The sequence below is a fragment of the Leifsonia naganoensis genome (assembly GCF_013410615.1).
Taxonomy (GTDB): domain Bacteria; phylum Actinomycetota; class Actinomycetes; order Actinomycetales; family Microbacteriaceae; genus Leifsonia; species Leifsonia aquatica.
In genome coordinates, this window is sequence record NZ_JACCHJ010000001.1 from 471956 (window position 1) to 489836 (window position 17881).

The 17881-nt window shown below is 70.7% G+C and carries 18 protein-coding genes; 3 read left to right on the forward strand and 15 right to left on the reverse strand.

Annotated elements, in window-relative coordinates; translation table 11 throughout:
- Positions 1 to 108: 108 nt before the first annotated feature.
- The 8 genes from der to HNR14_RS02375 form a co-directional block, all read right to left on the reverse strand.
- Positions 109 to 1614, reverse strand: a complete 1506-nt coding sequence (gene der / locus HNR14_RS02340; protein WP_021763004.1) for a ribosome biogenesis GTPase Der — start codon at positions 1612 to 1614, stop codon at positions 109 to 111.
- Positions 1607 to 2305: a (d)CMP kinase gene (gene cmk, locus HNR14_RS02345; protein ID WP_179699638.1), complete on the reverse strand. Its 699-nt coding sequence runs from the start codon at positions 2303 to 2305 to the stop codon at positions 1607 to 1609. The genes der and cmk overlap by 8 nt, the downstream gene beginning before the upstream one ends.
- Complete coding sequence (locus HNR14_RS02350; protein WP_179699639.1) at positions 2302 to 3390, reverse strand: prephenate dehydrogenase; 1089 nt, start codon at positions 3388 to 3390, stop codon at positions 2302 to 2304. The genes cmk and HNR14_RS02350 overlap by 4 nt, the downstream gene beginning before the upstream one ends.
- Positions 3391 to 3509: 119 nt before the next feature.
- Positions 3510 to 4292 carry a pseudouridine synthase gene (locus HNR14_RS02355; RefSeq protein WP_179699640.1) on the reverse strand — a complete coding sequence of 261 codons (783 nt, stop codon included), beginning with the start codon at positions 4290 to 4292 and terminating at the stop codon, positions 3510 to 3512.
- On the reverse strand, positions 4282 to 4911 hold the full coding sequence (scpB, locus tag HNR14_RS02360) for an SMC-Scp complex subunit ScpB (protein ID WP_021764460.1): 630 nt from the start codon (positions 4909 to 4911) through the stop codon (positions 4282 to 4284). Before scpB ends, HNR14_RS02355 begins: the two co-directional genes overlap by 11 nt.
- A complete protein-coding gene (locus HNR14_RS02365; RefSeq protein WP_425485018.1) occupies positions 4901 to 5785 on the reverse strand; it encodes a segregation and condensation protein A in 885 nt (294 codons plus the stop codon). The genes scpB and HNR14_RS02365 overlap by 11 nt, the downstream gene beginning before the upstream one ends.
- On the reverse strand, positions 5769 to 6668 hold the full coding sequence (locus HNR14_RS02370) for a ParA family protein (RefSeq protein ID WP_179699641.1): 900 nt from the start codon (positions 6666 to 6668) through the stop codon (positions 5769 to 5771). Before HNR14_RS02370 ends, HNR14_RS02365 begins: the two co-directional genes overlap by 17 nt.
- Before the next feature lie 118 nt (positions 6669 to 6786).
- On the reverse strand, positions 6787 to 7551 hold the full coding sequence (locus HNR14_RS02375; RefSeq protein ID WP_179699642.1) for a FadR/GntR family transcriptional regulator: 765 nt from the start codon (positions 7549 to 7551) through the stop codon (positions 6787 to 6789).
- Between the two features lie 161 nt (positions 7552 to 7712).
- Between HNR14_RS02375 and HNR14_RS02380 the strand changes: the two genes are divergently transcribed.
- The 3 genes from HNR14_RS02380 to HNR14_RS02390 are packed head-to-tail and all read left to right on the forward strand — an operon-like array spanning position 7713 to position 10833.
- Complete coding sequence (locus HNR14_RS02380; RefSeq protein ID WP_179699645.1) at positions 7713 to 9026, forward strand: extracellular solute-binding protein; 1314 nt, start codon at positions 7713 to 7715, stop codon at positions 9024 to 9026.
- 2 nt (positions 9027 to 9028) lie between these two features.
- Positions 9029 to 9991: a carbohydrate ABC transporter permease gene (locus HNR14_RS02385; RefSeq protein ID WP_179699647.1), complete on the forward strand. Its 963-nt coding sequence runs from the start codon at positions 9029 to 9031 to the stop codon at positions 9989 to 9991.
- Positions 9992 to 9993: 2 nt separating this feature from the next.
- A complete protein-coding gene (locus tag HNR14_RS02390; RefSeq protein ID WP_179699649.1) occupies positions 9994 to 10833 on the forward strand; it encodes an ABC transporter permease subunit in 840 nt (279 codons plus the stop codon).
- A 1-nt stretch (position 10834) separates the two neighbouring features.
- Here the strand turns inward: HNR14_RS02390 and xerD are convergent, their stop codons facing one another.
- From xerD to HNR14_RS02425, 7 genes are all read right to left on the reverse strand, one after another.
- Entirely contained in the window at positions 10835 to 11740 is a 906-nt protein-coding gene (gene xerD, locus HNR14_RS02395; protein ID WP_179699650.1) for a site-specific tyrosine recombinase XerD, read from the reverse strand.
- Positions 11737 to 12369 (reverse strand): NUDIX domain-containing protein, encoded by a 633-nt coding sequence (locus tag HNR14_RS02400; protein ID WP_179699652.1) that lies wholly within the window; start codon positions 12367 to 12369, stop codon positions 11737 to 11739. The genes xerD and HNR14_RS02400 overlap by 4 nt, the downstream gene beginning before the upstream one ends.
- On the reverse strand, positions 12369 to 14096 hold the full coding sequence (pyrG, locus tag HNR14_RS02405) for a CTP synthase (RefSeq protein ID WP_218874959.1): 1728 nt from the start codon (positions 14094 to 14096) through the stop codon (positions 12369 to 12371). The genes HNR14_RS02400 and pyrG overlap by 1 nt, the downstream gene beginning before the upstream one ends.
- Positions 14097 to 14127: 31 nt before the next feature.
- Positions 14128 to 15852, reverse strand: coding sequence for a DNA repair protein RecN (gene recN / locus HNR14_RS02410; protein WP_179702509.1), 1725 nt, complete (start codon positions 15850 to 15852; stop codon positions 14128 to 14130).
- Position 15853: 1 nt separating this feature from the next.
- The gene (locus tag HNR14_RS02415) at positions 15854 to 16771 is read right to left on the reverse strand and encodes an NAD kinase (protein WP_179699653.1); all 918 of its coding nucleotides are present in this window, start codon (positions 16769 to 16771) and stop codon (positions 15854 to 15856) included.
- A 163-nt stretch (positions 16772 to 16934) separates the two neighbouring features.
- Positions 16935 to 17726 carry a TlyA family RNA methyltransferase gene (locus HNR14_RS02420; protein WP_179699655.1) on the reverse strand — a complete coding sequence of 264 codons (792 nt, stop codon included), beginning with the start codon at positions 17724 to 17726 and terminating at the stop codon, positions 16935 to 16937.
- The gene (locus HNR14_RS02425) at positions 17719 to 17877 is read right to left on the reverse strand and encodes a hypothetical protein (protein ID WP_021758125.1); all 159 of its coding nucleotides are present in this window, start codon (positions 17875 to 17877) and stop codon (positions 17719 to 17721) included. Before HNR14_RS02425 ends, HNR14_RS02420 begins: the two co-directional genes overlap by 8 nt.
- Positions 17878 to 17881 lie beyond the last annotated feature (4 nt).

Genomic DNA, 17881 nt, shown 5'->3' on the forward strand with positions numbered 1-17881 from the left:
AATCCGCCCGCGCGTGTCCGCTTGACGCGACCGGCCCTGCATGCCCTGGGATGCGCGAAAGCGCCGGACCCCGACGGGATCCGGCGCTTCGCAGTGCGTTCGACGCGGCTAGCGCTGGCGCTTCTCGCGCACGCGCATGTTGAGCACGATGGGCGTGCCGTCGAAGCCGTAGACCTCGCGCAGCCGGCGGATGATGTAGCGCCGGTAGCCCGGGTCCAGGAACCCGGTCGTGAAGACGACGAATGTCGGCGGCCGGCTGGTCGCCTGCGTGCCGAACAGGATGCGCGGCTGCTTGCCACCGCGCACCGGGTGCGGGTGCGCCGCCGTGAGCTCGGCCAGGAAGGCGTTGAACTTGCCGGTCGGGATGCGGGTGTCCCACGACTCGAGCGCGAGCTCCAGCGCCGGGACGAGCTTCTCGAGGTGGCGGCCGGTGCGGGCCGAGATGTTGACGCGCGGCGCCCAGGAGACGTGGGCGAGATCCTGCTCGATCTCGCGCTCCAGGTAGCGGCGGCGCTCGTCGTCCAGCAGGTCCCACTTGTTGAAGGCCAGCACGAGGGCGCGACCCGACTCGAGGACGAGGTCGATGATGCGCACGTCCTGCTCGCTGATGGGCTGGCTGACGTCGAGCACGACGACGGCGACCTCCGCCTTCTCCAGCGCGGTGGAGGTGCGCAGCGACGCGTAGAAGTCGGCGCCCTGCTGCAGGTGCACGCGGCGGCGGATGCCGGCGGTGTCGACGAAGCGCCACACCTTGCCACCCAGTTCGACCTGCTCGTCGACGGGGTCGCGGGTGGTGCCGGCGAGCTCGTTGACGACCACGCGCTCCTCGCCCGCCGCCTTGTTCAGGAGGGAGGACTTGCCGACGTTCGGCCGGCCGACGATCGCGACGCGACGGGGGCCGCCGACCTCCTGCTTGGCGACGGCCGAGACCTCGGGCAGCGCCTTCAGGATGTCGTCGAGCAGGTCGGCGACGCCGCGGCCGTGCAGGGCCGAGACGGGGCGCGGCTCGCCGAGGCCCAGCGACCACAGCTCGGTCGCGAAGGGCTCCTGGCGGGCGTCGTCCACCTTGTTGGCGGCGAGGAAGACCGGCTTGTCGGTCTTGCGCAGCATGCGCACGACGTGCTCGTCGGTCGCGGTCGCTCCGACCGTCGCGTCGACGACGAACAGCACCGCGTCGGCGAGGTCGATCGCGACCTCGGCCTGCGCGGCCACGGACGCGTCGATGCCGCGGGCGTCGGGCTCCCAGCCGCCGGTGTCGACGAGGGTGAAGCGGCGGCCGTTCCACTCCGCCTGGTACGACACGCGGTCGCGGGTCACACCGGGGGTGTCCTCCACGACGGCCTCGCGGCGGCCCAGGATGCGGTTGACGAGCGCCGACTTGCCCACGTTGGGGCGGCCGACGATGGCGAGCACCGGCAGGGCGGGGAGGAACGTGATGGCGTTCGGGTCCTCGCTGACGGTCTCGAGGATGTCGAGGTCGCTCTCGTCGAGCTCGTAGTCGTTCAGGCCGCTGCGCAGGGCGGCGGCGCGCTGGACGGCGAGGACGTCGTCCATCTCCGCCAGCCGCTCGGCGAGGTCGTCGGCCCCGACGGGCTCGTTGTCGATGTCAGACATGGGTCTCTTTCTGTACGACCTGGATGACCGCATCCACGGTCTGGTCGAAGTCGAGGTCGGTGGAGTCGACGGTGGTCACACCGTCCGCGGCGTTCATGAAGTCGACGACCCGGGAGTCGGCCGCGTCCCTCCGGAGCAGCGCCTCGCCGACGTGGGCGGCGGAATGGCCGATCAGCTCAGCAGAACGTCTGGCAATTCTAACGGATTCGTCGGCGGTGAGCAGGATGCGCACGGGAGCATCCGGAAACACCACGGTCGTGATGTCCCGGCCCTCGACCACGACGCCCGGTTTGCCGGAGCGCCGCACGATGTCGCGGAAGAGCTGCGTGAGGAAGGCGCGCACCTCCGGCACCCGCGCGATCGCGCTCACGACGGCGGTGACGTCGGGCTCGCGGATCGCGTCGGTCACGTCGTGGTCGCCGACGAAGACGCCGGTGTTCGCCGGGTCCTCGCCGGAGGGATCGGTGCCGATCCGGTAGTCGAAGTCGGGCAGCGCGTCGATCACGGCCGCGGAATCGGCCGGGTCGAGCCGGCGCTGCACGACGTACCAGCTGAGCGCGCGGTACGCGGCGCCGGTGTCGAGGTACGCCCAGCCGAGCCGGCGGGCGGTGGCCTTCGAGACGGACGACTTGCCGCTGCCGGCGGGTCCGTCGACCGCCACCACGATCGGGGTCTGTGCGAGCTCTGTCATCCGGCGATCCTCCAGCCGCGGTCGGTCAGGTCGTTCACGGTGCGGGTCAGCACCTCGGGCAGCACGGCGATCTCGGCGAGGCCGAAGGCGGCGCCCGGCGAGTGCTCGAGCCGCAGGTCCTCCAGGTTCACGTCGAGGTCGCCCAGTTCGTTCAGGAGGCGCGCGAGCTCGCCCGGGCGGTCCTCCACCATCACGACCACGGAGCTGTAGCGCTTGTCCTGGCCGTGCTTGCCCGGCAGGCGCGAGACGCCGACGTTGCCGCCCGCGATCTCCTCCGCGATCGCGCGGCGCGAGCCGGCCGCATCCACGTCGCCGAGGGCCACGAGCACACGGTCGAGGTCGTCGCGGTAGGCGTGCAGGATCTCGACGATCGCGGGTGCGTTCGCACCGAGGATCTGCACCCACAGCTCGGGCTCGCTCGCCGCGATGCGGGTCACGTCGCGCACGCCCTGACCGGCGAGGCCGAGAGCGGCGTCGGTGGAGCCGGCGAGGCGCTTGGCCATCAGGCTCGCCACGATCTGAGGCGTATGGGACACCAGGGCGACGGCCGCGTCGTGGTCGGTCGCGCCCATCTCGACGGGCGTCGCACCGAGGTCCAGGATGAGCGCCTCCACCAGGCTCACGGCCTCGCGCGGGTTCTCCGGCCGGGCGGCGACCACCCAGGGGCGGCCGATGAAGAGGTCGGCGCGGGCGGCGCTGGGGCCGCCGCGCTCGCGCCCGGCCAGCGGGTGCGAGCCGACGTAGCGGGACAGGTCGGCGCCCGACTCCTGCAGCTCCGAGAGCGGCGCGACCTTCACGCTGGCGACGTCGGTGACGACCGCTGCGGGATGCGCGGCGAGCTCCTCAGCGACGACGCGCGAGACCAGGTCCGGCGGCACCGCGACGACGATCAGCGACGGCTCCGCTCCCCCGTCGTCCGCGCGCCCGGCCCCATAGTCCGCGGCCAGCCGCAGGTGGGCGGGCGAGGCGTCGGCGAGCAGCACGTCGACTCCCCGGGCGCGCAGCCCGAGTCCGACGGAGGCGCCGAGCAGCCCGGCGCCGACGACGCGGACGGGACCGGTGAGCCGGGAGGCGGGTTCGTTCACGCATCCACCTTAGTCAGCGGCGGCACGCCTCACCGCCGCCCCCCTCCCCCGCACATTTGTGACGAATGTCGACTTTGGCCGCGCCGAAGTCGACATTCGGCACGAATCGCGGGAGGGGGTCAGCGCTCGGCGGAGTCCGCGGAGTCGGCGGAGCCCTCGCGGGAGATCGTGAGCAGCTTGCCCAGCTCCTCCTTCGTCAGGTCGCGCATCGCGCCGACCTTCAGCGTGCCGAGGTGCAGCGGGCCGAACTGGCGCCGGACGAGCTCGATCACGGGATGCCCGACCTCCGCCATCATGCGGCGCACGATGCGGTTGCGACCGGAGTGGAGGGTCAGCTCGACGAGGCTGTCGTTCGCCCCTCCGCCCCCCTGGAGCAGGCGCGCGCGGTCGGCGGAGATCGGCCCGTCCTCCAGCTCGACGCCGCGGGTCAGGCGCGCGATCGTCTGCGGCGTCACCTGGCCGCGCACGCGCGCGATGTAGGTCTTGGTGACGCCGAAGCTGGGATGCGCGAGTACGTGGGCGAGCTCGCCGTCGTTCGTGAGGATGAGCAGCCCGGAGGTCTCCGCATCCAGCCGCCCGACGTTGAACAGCCGCTCCGCGAACTCGGAGGTGAACCGCGACAGGTCGGGGCGCCCCTGCTCGTCGCGCATCGAGCTGACCACGCCGACGGGCTTGTTGAGCATGACGTAGCGGCGGCTGGTGTCCAGCTGCACGGCGGTGCCGTCGACGGCGACCTTGTCGTTCTCCGGGTCGATGCGGCGGCCCAGCTCGGTGACGACCTGGCCGTTGACCGTCACGCGGCCCTCGACGATCAGCTGCTCCGAGACGCGGCGGGAGGCGACTCCGGCGGCGGCCATGACCTTCTGCAGGCGTTCGCCCTGGGGTGCGTCCTCAACGGACATCGGCATCGAATCCTTCCGCTCCGTCCGCCAGCAGCGGGGAGATCTTGGGCAGCTCGTCCACCGAGTTGATGCCGAGCTGGGTGAGCAGCAGGTCGGTCGTGCCGTAGTTGATGGCACCCGTCTCGCTGTCGGTGAAGAGTTCGGTGATGAGCCCGCGGCCCAGCAGGGTGCGGACGACGGAGTCCACGTTGACCGCGCGGATGGACGCGATCGCGCCGCGGCTGATCGGCTGCTTGTAGGCGATCACGGCGAGGGTCTCGAGCGCGGCCTGCGAGAGCTTGGTGGGGTTCTGCTGCAGCACGTAGCCGGCGACGACCTGGTCGTACTCGGCGCGCACGTAGACGCGCCAGCCTCCCCCGACCTCGCGCAGCTCGAAGCCGCGGCGCACGCTCCCGCCCGGGGCGTTGCCGTCGAAGTCCTCCACCAGCACGTCGATCGCCTGCCGCACGCGCTTGACCGGGGCGCCGACCGCGGTCGCCAAGGTGACGATGCTCATCGGCTCGTCGGCGACCATGAGGATCGCCTCCAGCGCGCGCTCGATGTCGGTGTCGGCGACGGGCGCCGGCACCTCCGTCGAGTCGGTCGCGTCCACGAGCTCGGACACGTTCTCAACCGTCATAATCCGCTCCCAGGTTGGACAGGTTCTCCTCGGACCAGTGCTCCGCCGTCCAGCGCAGCGTCAGCTCGCCCAGCGGCTCCAGCTGCTCGAACGCGATGGCCGCGTGCCGGTACAGCTCGAGCACGGCGAGGAAGCGCGCGATGACAACGCCCTTCTGCTCCGCGCCCGCGACCAGCTGCCGGAACGACAACTGGTCGCCGCCGCGCAGCATCCCGACGACGACCGCCGCTTGCTCCCGGATGCTGACCAGCGGTGCGTGCAGGTGGTCGAGCCCCACAACCGGGATCTCGCGCGGCGTCATCGCGAGGGTGGCGAGCGCGGCGAAGTCGTCGAGGCCCAGCGTCCACACCAGCTCCGGGTCGCGCTGGCGGAACTTGTCCTCCAGCCGGACCGTGCGGGTGTGCCGGCCGCTCTCGGCCTCCAGCGTCCCCGCGAACCACGCCGACGCCTCCTTGAAGGCGCGGTACTGCAGCAGCCGGGCGAAGAGGAGGTCGCGCGCCTCCAGCAGCGCGACATCCTCGGCATCCACGAGCTCGCCCTGCGGCAGCAGCCCGGCGACCTTGAGGTCGAGCAGGGTCGCGGCGACGAGCAGGAACTCGCTCGCCTCGTCGAGGCTGTCCTCGGTGTCGAGCGCCCGCAGGTAGGCGATGAACTCGTCGGTGACGCGGCTCAGCGAGATCTCGGTGATGTCGAGCTCGTGCTTCGTGATGAGCGAGAGCAGGAGGTCGAACGGCCCTTCGAAGGCGCCGACCGCGACGCGGAATCCGGCGTCCGCGGGTACCGCGTCGTCGGTCGCGGCCGCCTCGGCTCCCGCATCCGCGGCGGACGGGGTCGCCAGGGTGCCCTGCGGGGCGTCGTCAGGCGACGGCGCCACGGAAGATCAGTTCCCGCGCGAGCTGGCGATAGGCCTCGGCGGCGGCGTGCTCGGGGGCGAACTGCGTGATCGGGGTGCCCGCGACCGAGGCGTCCGGGAACTTCACCGTGCGCGAGATCACCGTCTCCAGCACGCGGTCGCCGAACGCGTCCACGACGCGCTCCAGCACCTCGCGCGAGTGCAGCGTGCGCGAGTCGTACATGGTCGCGAGGATGCCGTCGAGCTCGATCGCCGGGTTGAGCCGCTCGCGCACCTTGTCGATGGTCTCGATCAGCAGGGCGACGCCGCGCAGCGCGAAGTACTCGCACTCGAGCGGGATGAGCACCCCGTGGCTCGCCGTCAGGGCGTTCACGGTCAGGATGCCGAGCGAGGGCTGGCAGTCGATCAGGATGACGTCGTAGTCGGCGCTGACCTTGCGCAGCACCGAGGCGAGGATCTGCTCGCGGGCGACCTCGTTGACGAGGTGCACCTCCGCCGCCGACAGGTCGATGTTCGCCGGGATGATGTCGAGGCCGGGGACGCTCGTGGTCTGGATGGCGCCCTGCACGTCCGCGTTGCGGTTCAGCAGCAGGTCGTAGATCGTCGTCACGTCGTGCGTCTGCGCTCCGAGGCCGGCCGAGAGCGCACCCTGGGGGTCGAAGTCGACGGCCAGCACGCGACGGCCGTAGTCCGCGAGCGTGGCGCCGAGGTTGATGGAGGTCGTGGTCTTGCCGACCCCGCCCTTCTGGTTGCAGAGCGCCACGATGCGGGCAGGGCCGTGCTGGTTCAGCGGGGCGGGCTGGGGGAACGCGCGCAGGGGTCGCCCGGTGGGTCCGAGCTTCGTGGTGAGGGAAGCCTCGTCCATACCGGGAAGCTCGGTCCTGACCTGGTCGTTGCGCGTCACCGGGGTGTTCCTCGTCCCTGTCGTTGGCGGTCTGTTCAAGGGGACAGTCTATCCGCGGCAGGGCGCCTCACCGGGCCGCCCGACGGCGGTTCGCCGGGACGGCGGGGAGGGAGCCCGGTCAGGCCTCCGCGGGCAGGACGGCGTGCTCCGCCGAGCGCAGCAGCTCGCGGTTGCCGGAGGAGATCGCGCCGAGCATGGCCTCGGCCGCCGCGTCCGGCGCGGAGCGCTCCAGCGACTCCAGCACGAAGCGGTGCGCCGCCAGGTCGCCCGTCAGATCGCGGACGTGCTCGCGCTCCAGCAGGGCCGCCTGCTGCAGGTCGAAGCTCAGCCGCAGGAAGTCGGCGACGAAGTTGCCGAAGCGCTGCATGAGCACGTTGTGCGTACCCGCGAACACGGCGAGGTGGAAGGCGACGTCATTCGCCGCGTACGCCTTCGGATCGTCGACCGTCTCGTCCATCCGCCGCTGCGCCTCGGCGATGCTCCGGATGTCGGCCGGCGTGCCCCGCAGGGCCGCCAGCCGGGCCGCCGACGGCTCGATGATCTCCCGCAGCTCGAGGAGGTCGCGGATGATCTCCTCACTGCGCCCCACCTCGGCGTACCAGCGCAGGATGTCGCTGTCGAAGGCACTCCACAGGGTCTCCGCCCGCACCCGCGTGCCGACGCGCTGACGCGTCTCGATGAGCCCCTTCGCGGCGAGGACCTTGGCCGCCTCCCGGAACGGCGTGCGGCTCACGCCGTACTCGGCCATGAAGTGCTCCTCCTTGGGCAGGAGGGTGCCGGGCGGGTACTCGCCGCTCACGATCGCGCGCCCGAGGGTCTCGACGACGCGTCGCTGGGCGCCGCCGGTCGTGCGGGCGGGCTGCTCGGGCTGATCCGTGACCATGCTCAGGAGTCTAGCGCGCGGAATCCCGATTTAAGTCGTACTTAAGTCACAAGAAGTTGTGATCAGAAAACTCTTTGACTCGGCGTCACAATCGGATATGGTTCAGACAATTTCTAAAAGTAGTACTAATACGAACCTTCGCCCGAACGAAAGGAACCCCCGTGAAGAGCAGAAGACTCGTCGGACTGATACTGGCAGCGACGACGCTGGCGGCCCTCAGCGGCTGCTCGGCCGGCAGCGACTCCGGCAAGACGGAGGTCGTGATCTGGGATCCGGGGCTGCTCAACAAGATGAGCGCCGACGGGAAGCCCGACAAGAAGGCGTCCTTCCTCGACGCCGCCGCGGCCGCCTACGAGAAGGCCAACCCCGACGTCACCATCAAGGTGGTCGAGACCCCGACCGACATCACCGCGACGACCGCCCAGTTCCAGGCGGCCTCCCTCGCCGGCAACGGCCCCGACCTCAAGGTCGGCTACACCGGCGGCGGCACGGACTCGTTCGCCAAGTACTTCGTCGACCTGGATGACGTGCTGAGCGCGAAAGTCAAGGCCGACCTCACCGGCTTCGACACGGTCCGCCAGGGCTACAAGGCCGACGGCAAGCTGCTCGCCCTCCCGTACGGCGCCGGCTCGTACTTCTACGTGTTCTACAACAAGAAGCTGGCGACGGACGCCGGGATCGACATCGCGAAGGCGGCCCAGAACTGGGAGTCGCTGCTGGCGGCGGCCGAGACCGCCAAGGCGAAGGGCGAGACGCCGTTCTGGATGGGCGATCTGGAGGGCTACGTCGGCGCCTGGACCATCGCCGCGCTCGCGGGCGGCGAGCTCGGGTCGAGCGCCTTCACCGACATGTACAGCGGCACGACGAAGATCGACAGTCCCGCGATGCTGAAGGCGTACAAGGCATTCGCCGCGCTCAACTCGAAGGGCCTGACGAATCCGGACGCCGGGAGCCTCGCCAACGGCGACTCCTCCACGGGATTCGTGCAGGGCAAGGGCCTCTTCTACATCGCAGGCGGATGGATGAACCAGACCTTCGCCGACGCGATGGGAGACGACGTCGGCCAGTTCGCCATCCCGATGTTCGAGGATGCGAAGTACCCCGACGCCGTCGCGGGCGGCACGAACGAGGACATCTCGCTCACCACCTACGCGAAGCAGCCCGCGGCGGCGAAGAAGTTCCTCGACTACCTCGCCCAGCCGAGCACGATCGATCTGTACGTCAAGATGAACCAGAGCGAGGCCTCCAACAGCAAGAGCGCCGACCTCTCGATGATCACCAACCCGCTGCTGAAGGCGGAGGCCGAGCACCTGGCGACGGTGAAGACCCGGGTCTTCCCGTTCGACAACGTGATGCCGCAGTCGGTGATCGACCTGTTCTACAAGGTCAACGCGACGACGTTCCTCGGCACGACCACGCCGCAGGACGCGCTCTCCCAGCTGCAGTCGGCCTTCGCCACGGCGAGCACGAAGTAGCCATGGCGCTCTCCGACACAGCTCCGCGGACCGGCGAGGGCGTTCCGGCACCCTCGCCGGGGCCCTCCCCCGCGTCGCCCGTCCCCGCATCCCGGGTCCGGCGACGCCGGCGCGACCGCACGATCGCGCTCGCGGCCGTCGCGCCTGCCCTGCTCGTCGTGGTGGGCTTCATGATCTACCCGGTGGTCTTCGCCCTCTACATCTCGCTCAACACGTCCGACGGCGCCGACTTCACCTGGGTCGGTCTGCAGAACTACCTGGACCTCTTCACCGACCCGGTGGTGCAGCAGGTGGCCCTGACCAACCTGAAGTTCCTCATCTCGGTCCCACTGGTGATCTTCGTCGCCATCATCGTGTCCGTGCTCCTGTTCGAGCGCGTGCGCGGCTGGAAGTTCTTCCGGGTGATCTGCTTCTTCCCGTCGGTCCTCTCGACCGTCGTCATCGGCATCATGTTCCGCTCGGCGTTCGGCTATTACGGCCCGGTGAACTCGGTGATCACCGCTCTCGGCGGCCAGCCCGTCCAGTTCTTCACGGAGACGAACAGCGCGATCTTCGTCATCGTGGTCGCGCTCGTCTGGGCCGGCTTCGGCTATTCCGGGATGCTGCTGCTCAGCGGGCTGACCGCCATCAACCCGGAGGTGTTCGAGGCCGCCGCCCTCGACGGCGCCGGCTGGTGGGCGCGGCTCTGGTTCGTCACCCTGCCGAACATCCGCCGCATCCTCGGCTTCGTCTTCATCATCAACGTGCTCTACACGTTCACGTCGCTGTTCGGCTTCATCTTCGTGATCACCGCCGGCGGCCCCGGCTACAGCACGACCACCCTGGACTACCTGGTGTTCCTCAAGGCGTTCTCGTCCAACTCCGACATGGGGAGCGGTGCCGCACTCGCGGTGCTGCTGTTCCTGCTCATCGGCGTCGTGACGGTCGTCCAGGCCAAGTTCTTCAAGATCTCCGAGGAGGACTGACCGTGTCCGAGACGAGCGCCACCCTCAACAAGCGGGCCCGCACACCGGTCTTCGTGCTGCTGCTCGTGCTGGCCCTGACCATCGCCTACCCGGTCGTCCTGATGGCGCTGTCGTCGCTGCGCACCAAGGCCGACTACCTGAAGAACCCGTTCGGGTTGCCGGGCGCCATCACCTTCGACAACTTCGTCAACCTCATCAACAACTACGGCATCGGCCGGGCCGCGATGAACAGCCTGTTCGTGGTCACGACGGGTGTCGCCCTCGTGCTGGTGCTCGCGACCCTGGCCGCGTACGCCCTGGCGAAGCTGCCCGTGCCGGGCGCGAAGTACATCAACGCGTCGTTCGTGTCGGTGATGCTGATCCCGAGCCAGGTGCTGATCATCCCGATCTACCTGATGCTGTCGAAGCTCCACCTCGTCGGAGAGTTCGGCGGGATCATCCTGGTCTACGTCGCGACGGGCCTGCCCTTCGCGGTGTTCTTCCTCACGCTGAGCTTCAAGGCCATCCCGGATCAGGTGCTCGAGGCGGCCCGGCTCGACGGCGCGGGATTCCTGCGCACGATGTGGTCGATCGTCGTCCCGATCGGCGGCGCCGGCATCGCGACGCTCGCCGTGCTGCAGTTCCTGGCGATGTGGAACGAGCTGATCTTCGCCTACGTGCTGCTGCCCGACGACACCAAGATGCTGCTCACGCCGGCTCTCACCCAGATCGGCACACGCTTCGTCTCCGACCAGCCGCTGATGGCGGCGGGACTGCTCGTGACCGCATTGCCGCCGACCCTGCTGCTCGCCTTCACCTCGAAATACGTGATGAAGGGCATGGCCGTCGGCGTCGGACGGTGACTCAGCGCGCCCGCGGGTGCGCCGAGGTGTAGACGTCGCGCAGGGTGTCGGCCGTGACCAGCGTGTAGATCTGGGTCGTCGCGACCGACGAGTGCCCCAGCAGCTCCTGCACGACGCGCACGTCCGCTCCCCCGGCGAGCAGGTGGGTCGCGAACGAGTGGCGCAGGGTATGCGGCGAGATCTCGACGGGCAGGTTCGCCCGCTCGGCGGCGGCCCGGATGATCAGCCAGGCGTTCTGGCGCGAGAGCCGCGCCCCGCGCATCCCGAGGAACAGGGCGGGCGTCGCGCGGCCCTTGGTGGAGAGCAGGGGCCGCGCGCGCACGAGGTAGGCGTCGACCGCGGTGCGGGCGTAGCTGCCGAGCGGGACGATGCGCTGCTTGCTGCCCTTGCCCGTCAGCCGCACGATGTCGGCGTCGATGACGTCGTCCACATTCAGCCCGACGGCCTCGCTGACGCGCGCGCCGGTGGCGTACATGAGCTCCAGCAGCGCCTTGTCGCGCAGGTTGGCGACCTCCTCGCCGTCGGTCGCCGCCAGCAGGGCGGCCACCTGGTCGATCGTGATGGCCTTCGGGAGGCGGCTGGGCAGCTTCGGAGGGCGCACCTCGTGGGCGACATCCTGCTCCACCCGCCCCTCCTCCAGGAGGAACCGGTGGAAGCCGCGGACCGTCGACAGCACCCGCGCGAGGGAGGATGCAGTGAGGGGCGACTCGGGCCGCGTGCCGAGGTGCGCCACGAACTCCGAGACCATCGGGCTGGTGACCTCGCGGAGGTCGGCCACCCCGCGCTCGTCGAGCCACGCCGTGTAGACGGCGAGGTCGCGCCGGTAGGCGGCGACGGTGTTCGCCGAGAGGCCGCGCTCGATCGTCACGTGCCTCAGGAAGGCGTCCACCTCCGCCGCTGCGGTCATTCCCCGGCGAGCTTCGGGTGGGTCGGCCACGGCTCGTCCGCCGCACCGAGCGTGGCCCACCCCTTCTCGCGGGCCGTCCGTGCCGCGAGCACCGCGATGATGAGCGGCGCGTTGTGCACCGTCCGGGCGAGCACCGCGTCCACCGCGTCGTCGAGAGGCAGCCACGCCGTCTCGATGTCGGCCTCCTCCTCCTCGCGCGCGAAGACCTCCGCCGCCGGACGCACACCGCGCGCCAGGTAGATGCGGATGGCCTCGTCGCTGCCACCGGGGCTGGTGAAGATGTCGGTCAGCACGTTCCACTCGTCGGCGACCAGGTCCGCCTCCTCGGCGAGCTCGCGCTTCACCGCGGTGAGCGGATCCTCGCCGCGGATGTCGAGGAGCCCGGCCGGGATCTCCCAGTCGCGGTGCCGCACCGGATGCCGGTACTGCTTGATCAGCAGCACCCGCTCCTGGTCGTCCAGCGCGAGGACCGCGACGGCGCCGGTGTGGTCGACGTACTCGCGGGTGATGTCCTCGCCGTTGTAGCGGAACACGTCCCGGCGCACATCCCAGATCCGGCCGTCGAAGACCGCCTCGGACGAGACGATCTCGGGGCGGAACGGCTCGTCCTGCAGCAGACGGTCGCTCATCAGCCCTCCGCGGCGACTTCGAAGAGCAGGCTCGCCTTCTGGCGCTCGAGCGCCGCGCCGACCAGGCCGGCGAACAGCGGGTGCGCGTTGTTCGGGCGCGACCGCAGCTCCGGGTGGGCCTGGGTGCCGATGTAGAACGGGTGCACGTCACGCGGCAGCTCGACGTACTCGACGAGGTGACCGTCGGGCGAGGTGCCCGAGAACCACAGGCCGGCGTCGGCGATCTGCTCGCGGTAGTTGTTGTTGACCTCGTAGCGGTGGCGGTGACGCTCGCTGGCCTCGTTCGAGCCGTACAGGTCAGCGGCGAGGGAGCCCTCGGCGAGCACGGCCGGGTAGAGGCCGAGGCGCATGGTGCCGCCCAGGTCGCCGCCGGCGATGATCTCGACCTGCTCCGCCATCGTCGCGATCACGGGGAACTCGGTCTCGGGGTCGAACTCCGACGAGGACGCGCCCGCGAGGCCCGCCTCGTGGCGGGCGTACTCGATGACCATGCACTGCAGGCCGAGGCACAGGCCGAGCGCGGGGATGCCGTTCTCGCGGGCGAACCGCAGCGCGCCGACCTTGCCCTCGATGCCGCGCACACCGAAGCCGCCGGGCACGCAGATCGCGTCGACCTCGCTCAGCTGGTGGGCGGCGCCCTCGGCGGTCTGGCACTCGTCAGACGGGATCCACTTGAGCTTCACCTTGGTCTGGTGCGCGAAGCCGCCCGCGCGCAGCGCTTCGGTCACCGAGAGGTACGCGTCCGGGAGGTCGATGTACTTGCCGACCAGGCCGATGGTGACCTCGTGCTTCGGGTCGTGCACGGCCTCCAGCAGGCGCGCCCAGCCGTTCCAGTCGACGTCCGCCGCCTTGTCGAGGCCGAGCTGGTCGATGATGTAGGCGTCGAGGCCCTGGTCGTGCAGCATGGTCGGGATGTCGTAGATGCTCGGCACGTCGACCGCGTTGACCACGGCCGCCTCGTCCACGTCGCACATGAGCGCGATCTTGCGCTTGTTGCTCTCGGAGACCGGGCGGTCGCTGCGGAGCACGAGCGCGTCCGGCTGGATGCCGATCGAGCGGAGCGCGGCGACGGAGTGCTGCGTCGGCTTGGTCTTCTGCTCGCCGGAGGCGTTCATGAAGGGCACCAGCGAGACGTGCACGAAGAAGCAGTTCTTGCGGCCGAGCTCGTGACGCACCTGGCGCGCCGACTCGATGAACGGCTGCGACTCGATGTCGCCGACCGTTCCGCCGATCTCGGTGATGATGACGTCGGGCGCGGGCTCGCCGTCAGGGCCGGCCTGGGCCTGGAGGCGCATCCGGCGCTTGATCTCGTCGGTGATGTGCGGGATGACCTGGACGGTGTCGCCGAGGTACTCGCCGCGCCGCTCCTTGGCGATCACGTTCGAGTAGATCTGGCCCGTGGTCACGTTGGCCGACTGACCGAGGTTGATGTCGAGGAACCGCTCGTAGTGACCGATGTCGAGGTCCGTCTCGGCGCCGTCGTCGGTCACGAAGACCTCGCCGTGCTGGAACGGGTTCATCGTCCCCGGGTCCACATTCAGATAGGGGTCGAGCTTCTGCATCACGACGCGGAGTCCGCGCGCGGTCAGAAGGTTGCCCAGGGAGGCCGCAGTGAGGCCCTTGCCCAACGAAGAAACGACACCACCGGTCACGAAAATGTGCTTGGTAATGCCGTTCGAGATGCCCGCTTCAGATTTATCCACCACGGGCTTGCAGCTTATCACCATCGGCTGCGAGTGGTTCGCGCGCCGCGGAGGTTCAGCGTGCGGCGGCCGCCATCTCGACGAGCTCGCGCGCGTGCGCCAACCCGCTCTCGGAGTCGGGGAGGCCGGAGAGCAGGCGCGCCATCTCGGCGATGCGCTCATCGCCGTCGAGGCGGCGCACGCTGGAGGCCGTGACCGACCCGTCGTTGCCTTTCACGACCGTGAGGTGGTTGGTCGCGAACGCGGCGACCTGGGCCAGGTGGGTGACGACGATGACCTGCGCGCTCTCGGCGAGCCGCGCCAGCCTGCGGCCGATCTCGATCGCCGAGGCACCGCCCACACCCGCGTCGATCTCGTCGAAGATGAAGGTCGGCACCGGGTCGGCGCCCGCGATGACGACCTCGATCGCCAGCATGACGCGCGAGAGCTCGCCGCCGGACGCCCCCTTGCCGAGCGGACGGGGCTCGGCGCCGGGATGCGGCTGGAGCAGGATCGAGACCTGGTCGCGACCGGTCGACGAGTACTCGTCGCGTTCGGTGACCTCGACGACGACCCGGGCGTCGGGCATCGCGAGTGCGGAGAGCTCGTCGGAGACGGCGGCGGAGAGCCGCTCGGCGGCCTCCCGGCGGCGGGCGCTCAGGTCGGTGGCCAGCTCGGCGGCCAGCGCCTCGTCGGCCTCGACCTCCCGCGCCAGCTCCTCGATGCGGTCGGCGTCGCCGTCGAGCTCCAGCAGACGCAGGCTGCCGGTCTCGAGCGTGCGGATCACGTCGTCGAGGGTCGGACCGTATTTGCGGACGAGGGTGGCCAGTTCGGAGCGCCGCTCCTGCACCAGCCCGAGCTCGTGGGCGCCGTCGGTGTCGAGTCCGTCGAGGTACGTCGACAGCTGCGCGGCGATGTCGGAGATGAGGTAGTTGGCGTTGGCCACGGCTTCAGCGAGCGGCCCCAGCGCAGCGTCGTGGGGCGCCATGCGGTCGAGCTGGCGGCGCGCGTTGTCGAGCAGGCCCAGCGCATCCGCACCCTCCGACTCTTCCGCCGACAGCAGCTCGCGGGCGCCGGCCGCGGCGAGCCGCAGCTCCTCGAGGTTGGTGAGGCGCTCGGCGCGCTCCGCCAGCTCGTCGTCCTCGCCGGGCTGCGGCGCGAGCGTCTCGATCTCGGACATCGCGAGCCGGAGGTCCTCCGCCTCGCGCGAGCGGCGGTCGCGGTCGGCGACGAGTTCGTCGAGCTCGGCCTTGTTGTCGCGCCAGCGGTGGAAGACCTGCGCGTACGCGTCGACGGCCGTGCCGAAGTCGGGCCCGGCGAAGCGGTCGAGCGCCTCGCGCTGGGCGACCGCCGACCGCAGCCGGATCTGGTCGGACTGGCCGTGCACGACGACGAGCTGCTCGCCGAGCTCGGTGAGCACGCTCACCGGGGCGCTGCGTCCGCCGACGACGGCGCGCGAGCGTCCCTCGGCGGAGACGGAGCGGCTCAGCACCAGCTCGGCCGCTCCCCCGCCCAGGGCGTCGACGTCGCCACCGGCGTCGCGGACGCGCTCGACGACGTCACCGGAGTCGATGACGCGCCAACGCCCTTCGACCCAGGCCTGGCCGCTCCCGAGTCGCACCGCGCCGGTGTCGGCGCGCGACCCGAGCAGCAGGCCGAGGGCGGAGACCACCATGGTCTTGCCCGCGCCGGTCTCGCCAGTGATCGCGGTGAATCCCGCGCCCAGGGGCAGGGAGGCGTCGGCGATCACACCCAGGTCTTTGATCGAGATCTCCTCGATCGCTCCACGCACGTCAGTCACGTCAGTCACGGCCCGCCGGCCCCCTCCATCCCGTGACGGGAAGATCGAACTTCTGCACCAGCCGGTCGGTGAACGGCCCCGGGTGCAGGCGCGCCAGGCGCACGGGCACCGGCGATCGGCGCACGACCACGCGGGCACCCCGCGGCAGGTCGAAGGCGCGCCGGCCGTCGCACCAGAGGATGCCCTCGCCGCCCGTGCGGTCGAGCAGCTCGACGGCGAGCGACGACTCCGCGTCGACCACCAGCGGCCGCGAGAACAGCGCGTGCGCGCTGAGCGGCACCAGCAGCAGGGCGGCGACACCCGGCCAGACGACCGGACCGCCGGCGGAGAACGAGTAGGCGGTCGATCCCGTCGGGGTCGACATCACGACGCCGTCGCAGCCGAAGCTCGACATCGGCCGGCCGTCGACCTCGATCACGACCTCGAGCATGCGCTCGCGGCTGGCCTTCTCGACCGTGGCCTCGTTGAGCGCCCAGCTCTCGTAGACGACCTCGTCGCCGACCTTCACGCGCGCGGAGAGCGTCATGCGCTCCTCCACCGTGTAGTCCTTCGCGAGACCGCGTGCGACCGCGATCTCGAGGTCGTCGCGCTCGCTCTCGGCGAGGAAGCCGACGTGGCCCAGGTTGACGCCCAGCAGCGGCGCGGAGCAGCCGCGCACCAGCTCGGCCGCGCGCAGGATGGTGCCGTCGCCGCCGAGCACGATCACGAGCTCCAGCTCGTCGGCCGCGACCTCGTCGCCGAGGAGGGCGATGCGGTCGAGGCCCGGTTCCGCCGCGAGGAGGTCGCGCCGCTCGTCCGCGCTGAGCACCGGGATGACGCCGGCCTCGAGCAGTTGCGTGCACACGCGCACGCCCGCGTCGAGGGAGTCCTGACGGCCGGTGTGCGCGACGACGAGGATGTATCGCGTCGCTGCTCCCATACCCGACTCTCCCTCCGGTCGTGCTCGTCATCCCATTCTGTCGGAGAATCGGCCCGGTCTGGGTCGATCGCCCGCACCTGTGGAGAATTCACGGGTTGTTCCGCCGGGCCTGCGCCCGCTGCCTCCCGGCCCCGGTGCCTCCCGACCCCGGTGCCCCCTGCGCTCAGCCGGCGAGCTCCTGCGCCCGGTCGAGCCACTCCGTCGGGTTCGCACCGCGCGGCGTGAGGTGGATGAGGAACTCGCGGTTGCCGTGCGAGCCCGCGATCGGCGAGGCGATGACGCCCGCGGTGCCGAGCCCGAGGTCGAACCCGGCCCAGAGCACACCGGTCAGCGCGTCCGCCCGCAGGACGGGGTCGTGCACGATGCCTTCGCGCACGCCGGTGCGGCCCACCTCGAACTGCGGCTTCACCAGCAGCACGAAGTCCGCCTCCGGCACGGCCGTTTCGCGCAACGCGGGCAGCACCTGGCCGAGGGAGATGAACGAGAGGTCGGCGACGACGAGATCGGGCCGTGCGTCGTCTCCCGTCAATCCCGCCAGCTGCTCGGCGGTGAGGGAGCGCACGTTGACGCCCTCGAACGACGCGAGCCGCTCCTCCTGCATCAGCTGCGGGGCGAGCTGGCCGTGGCCGACGTCGACCGCGATCACCCGCGCCGCGCCGCGCTCGAGCAGCACCTGGCTGAAGCCGCCGGTGGAGGCGCCCGCGTCGAGCGCGAGGCGCCCCGTCACCGGCACGTCGAAGGCGTCGAGCGCGGCGATCAGCTTGTGCGCGCCGCGGCTGACGTAGTGGTCCGCGCCCGCGACCTCGACGCTCTGCTCCTCCCCCACCTTGGCCGACGCGCGCACGACGGGGGCGCCGTCCACGGTCACCAGCCCCTGGGCGATCAGTGTCGCGGCGTGCGTGCGCGACCGGGCCAGTCCGCGCGTGGCGAGAGCGACGTCGAGCCGTTCAGCCATGCCGCTGCGCGTCGGCTCCCTCGAGCCGTTCGGAGAGCTCGGCGTGCAGCTGGGCGTACGCGTCGGCGCGCGCGGCGAGCGGCTGCTCCTCGATCACCTCGAGGCGGGCCACCAGCGCGTCGTCGCTGTCGTCGCGATCCTGGTCGGACATGCGT

What these genes read in the sequence shown, in the direction of transcription:
- pyrG (WP_218874959.1), bottom strand. Translation starts at nt 14,096, where the DNA reads ATGGTGATAAGCTGCAAGCCCGTGGTGGATAAATCTGAAGCGGGCATC.
- HNR14_RS02400 (WP_179699652.1), bottom strand. Translation starts at nt 12,369, where the DNA reads ATGAGCGACCGTCTGCTGCAGGACGAGCCGTTCCGCCCCGAGATCGTC.
- HNR14_RS02385 (WP_179699647.1), top strand. Translation starts at nt 9,029, where the DNA reads ATGGCGCTCTCCGACACAGCTCCGCGGACCGGCGAGGGCGTTCCGGCA.
- scpB (WP_021764460.1), bottom strand. Translation starts at nt 4,911, where the DNA reads ATGACGGTTGAGAACGTGTCCGAGCTCGTGGACGCGACCGACTCGACG.
- cmk (WP_179699638.1), bottom strand. Translation starts at nt 2,305, where the DNA reads ATGACAGAGCTCGCACAGACCCCGATCGTGGTGGCGGTCGACGGACCC.
- HNR14_RS02375 (WP_179699642.1), bottom strand. Translation starts at nt 7,551, where the DNA reads ATGGTCACGGATCAGCCCGAGCAGCCCGCCCGCACGACCGGCGGCGCC.
- HNR14_RS02355 (WP_179699640.1), bottom strand. Translation starts at nt 4,292, where the DNA reads ATGTCCGTTGAGGACGCACCCCAGGGCGAACGCCTGCAGAAGGTCATG.
- HNR14_RS02425 (WP_021758125.1), bottom strand. Translation starts at nt 17,877, where the DNA reads ATGTCCGACCAGGATCGCGACGACAGCGACGACGCGCTGGTGGCCCGC.
- der (WP_021763004.1), bottom strand. Translation starts at nt 1,614, where the DNA reads ATGTCTGACATCGACAACGAGCCCGTCGGGGCCGACGACCTCGCCGAG.
- HNR14_RS02415 (WP_179699653.1), bottom strand. Translation starts at nt 16,771, where the DNA reads ATGGGAGCAGCGACGCGATACATCCTCGTCGTCGCGCACACCGGCCGT.
- HNR14_RS02420 (WP_179699655.1), bottom strand. Translation starts at nt 17,726, where the DNA reads ATGGCTGAACGGCTCGACGTCGCTCTCGCCACGCGCGGACTGGCCCGG.
- xerD (WP_179699650.1), bottom strand. Translation starts at nt 11,740, where the DNA reads ATGACCGCAGCGGCGGAGGTGGACGCCTTCCTGAGGCACGTGACGATC.